The 3,218-nt window shown below is 63.6% G+C and carries 3 protein-coding genes; all 3 read right to left on the bottom strand.

Translation table 11 applies throughout. From position 1 onward, the window contains the following. Positions 1 to 24: 24 nt before the first annotated feature. Positions 25 to 1,008 carry a DUF4097 family beta strand repeat-containing protein gene (locus tag L0G76_RS15015; protein WP_304357958.1) on the bottom strand — a complete coding sequence of 328 codons (984 nt, stop codon included), beginning with the start codon at positions 1,006 to 1,008 and terminating at the stop codon, positions 25 to 27. Between the two features lies 1 nt (position 1,009). Beyond that, positions 1,010 to 1,654, bottom strand: coding sequence for a response regulator transcription factor (locus L0G76_RS15010; RefSeq protein WP_304357957.1), 645 nt, complete (start codon positions 1,652 to 1,654; stop codon positions 1,010 to 1,012). Further along, positions 1,642 to 3,218, bottom strand: a 1,577-nt coding sequence (locus L0G76_RS15005) for a histidine kinase (protein ID WP_304357956.1), incomplete at its 5' end; no start/stop codon positions are given. The genes L0G76_RS15010 and L0G76_RS15005, both read right to left, overlap by 13 nt.

Below are 3,218 nucleotides of genomic sequence, written 5' to 3'. Positions count from 1 at the left end.
ACCTAGTTTCAGGCTTCTCTGTACCTAGTTCTGCTCGATGGTGATCGTTCCGGTGTCGGCGCTGACCGAGACCGGGATGATCGTCTTGCCGTCGGCGTCCCTGGAATCCTTCGACGCATCGAACTTCTTGAGGTCCTTGGCCAGATCCACGCTGCCCTGATTCGAGTTCGCGTTGATGCGGTAGAAGAGGTCCTTGGCGTCGTCGGCATTTTCGTCATCATCCTTGGCAGCGGCAGCCTCGGCGGCCATCTTCTCCTGGGCTAGGTCCAGACGCGGCAGACGGATGTCGATCGTGCCTTCGTCGGCCTTGGCGACGATGCCGGACATCGGCACCATGTCGTTGGAGAAGTCGAGGTCGATCGTCCCTGTCGAGGTCACGGCGTCGACATGGTCACGCACGTTGAGGTTCACTGCATCGATGGTGCCCACGTCGGTCTTGGATTCGATGGTGCCGAAGGTTCCGCTCAACTGCGTCATGCCGTAGTCCGTCGAAGTCTGCAGAGTCTCTGCCGAACCGCTGACCTCAACAGCTCCGCCGTCTGTCTTCGCTACGATCTCGTGGTAGTCACCCGTAATGTTGATGGCGCCGAAGCCACCGTTGAAGTCAAGCTTCATCTGCTTCGACGTCTGTGCGGGGAGGATGACCTCGATCTGGGAGTTCTCGAGGTGTCGGTGCTCGTCGACGGACACAGTCGACGAGTTGCCTGACCCTCTCACCTGCAACTTCGGCGCCTCGTCCTTCGGCCCGGTGGCGTTGAGCCTGACCGATGGCTCAGCCGTGTCGGCGGTCTTGACGACGACCGAGGCACTGGTGTCGAGGACGAAGTTCAGGTCTGTGACCGAGGCCGGCAGCGGTTTCGTGACTTCGAGTTTCGTGTAGTTCAGACGTGAGGCTCCGTGAGCGACGCTGAAGGCGATGGGAATGAGGAGGACGACGAGAGCGGCGATCGTGATGATGACACGCATGCTCGTGCGGGTGGATTCGCTGACGTGAACTGTGGCAGGCATTCTATGCTCCGAGGAATGTGAGGACGGCGAGGATGCGTCGGTTGTCCGAGGTGTCGGCGGTGAGACCGAACTTGGTGAAGACCGAGCTGATGTGTTTCTCAACTGCTCCGGCACTGAGGTAGAGGATGCGGGCGATCGCGGCATTCGATTTGCCCTCGGCCATGAGCTGGAGGACTTCGAGTTCGCGCGGACTCAAGGTTGAGAGCCCGTCCTTCTTGCGCGTGCGCACCAGGATCTGCGAGACGACTTCAGGGTCTAGGACCGTGCCGCCGGAAGCGACCTCGTCGACAGCTGCGAGGAAGTCCTCCACATCCGCGACCCGGTCCTTGAGCAGGTATCCGAAGCCACCGGTGTTCTCTGCGATGAGTTCGGATGCGTACTGCTCCTCCACGTATTGGCTGAACACGAGCACCTTGACGTCGGGGTTCTGTTTGCGGATGAGCACGGCGGCGCGGATTCCTTCGTCGGTGAACGTCGGCGGCATGCGCACGTCGATGATGGCGAGATCCGGCGGACTGTTGTGGACTGTCGCGAGGAGCTCGCTGGCATCGGGGACCGCCGCGATCACCTCGTGCCCGGCATCGACCAGAAGCCTCTCGAGTCCGGCTCGCAAGATGGCAGAGTCTTCGGCAATTACGATGCGCATGGCACCTCCACAACGACAGTAGTTGGCCCGCCTGCGGGGCTGGTCAGATTCAGTGTCCCACGAGCGGCTTCGACGCGATCGACCAAACCGGCGATACCGGTGTGACGACCCGAGCGGTCGATGCGCGCCCCGCCCTGACCGTTGTCGGTGATGACGATCTGGACTCCGGTCTCGATCGGAGCGACGAAGACTCGGGCATGCGTGGCACCCGAATGCTTGGTGATGTTCGTCAGACATTCCGCGACGACGAAGTAGGCCACCGTCTCGGCCTCGCGATCGATGCGTCCGGCCAGGCGGACATCGACCTCGACGGGGATCGTCGAACGCCCTGCCAGAGCAGAGACGGCGGCATCGAGCCCGCGGTCGGTGAGCACCGCGGGATGGATTCCGCGTGCCAACTGACGGAGTTCGTTGACGATGCCCTTCGCCTCGGCGTGGGCCTCGGAGACGAGCTCCTTGGCACGTTCGGGGTCGTTGTCGATCTTCGACTTCGCCATGCCCAAGGTCATACTCATCGCGACGAGGCGGGGCTGGGCTCCATCGTGGAGGTCGCGTTCGATGCGCTGGCGTTCTGCGCCGGCGGCTTCGATCCCGGCCATGCGGGCCCGGTCGAGTTCGGTGACCTCGGCCTGCAGTGCCGCGGTCCGTGCCGGTGGAAGGAGGCTGCGATCCAGCGCCCGATCGAGGTAAGGGGCGAACCACAGGATCGCCACGGAGCTGGCGAGGATGATGAGGGAGCCGATGGCGACGCCGATACGCCCCAACCCGCCGGTGGGTCCGGCGAGGAAGTACGTGGCGATGCCCTCCGGGTTGATGGCGCTGAAGATGCCGATGATTGCGCTGCAGATGCCGGCGATGGTGCCGACGACGATGATTGCACCGAGCAGCATCTTCACATAGTGGTGAGCCGTAGAGCGCCAGAAGGAGCCGGACTTCACGTGCAGCCAGCGGTTGTGGAAGAAGCGAGCGAAACCTGAATCGCGAATGCTGCGCTCGATCCTCGGAACCGGAATCCGGTCGCCGTAGATGAGTTCAGCCCGGTAGCGTTCGAACACGTTCGCGCCCTGCTGGACGACGACCCAGACGATGAGAGCAAGCACGCCGAGGCCGAGCGCGAAGATTCCGCCGATGCCGGTGAACAGCAGGCCGAGCGGAATCCAGGCCCAGATCACTGCCATCACGGCAGAGAGCACGAGGTTCGCGACGCCGACGATTCCGGCTCGCTTGCGTGGCCATTCGATCGGGCCGTCCGCGGGGATCTCGGTCGCCTCGTCGCGTGTGAGAGGCATTGCCCCTGTCACGGGAGCGTAGGTGACGTTCTCCGACTTCGGCTTCTTCCGCCGAGGTGGCTGCATCGGCTGCATCGGGTGATTCGGCATCTGCCCGTTGGGTCCGTAGTTGGGGTAGGTGCGCGGCTGAGAGTACCCCTGGGCGGGGATACCCTGCTGGCTGCGGATGCCCCGGTGGCCTGGGTAACTTGGCTGGCCGGACCCGCCCGGGTGGTTGGGACCAGCGTGGGTCTGCTGAGAGCCGTGGGGCTGGGGGTGCTGGGTCGGGTACGCCG

The organism is Brevibacterium picturae (assembly GCF_030453725.1).
Lineage (GTDB): Bacteria > Actinomycetota > Actinomycetes > Actinomycetales > Brevibacteriaceae > Brevibacterium > Brevibacterium sandarakinum_A.
The sequence above is the reverse complement of the archived record's forward strand: the minus strand, read 5'-3'. Positions and strand labels throughout refer to the sequence as shown.

What these genes read in the sequence shown, in the direction of transcription:
- L0G76_RS15015 (WP_304357958.1), bottom strand. Translation starts at nt 1,008, where the DNA reads ATGCCTGCCACAGTTCACGTCAGCGAATCCACCCGCACGAGCATGCGT.
- L0G76_RS15010 (WP_304357957.1), bottom strand. Translation starts at nt 1,654, where the DNA reads ATGCGCATCGTAATTGCCGAAGACTCTGCCATCTTGCGAGCCGGACTC.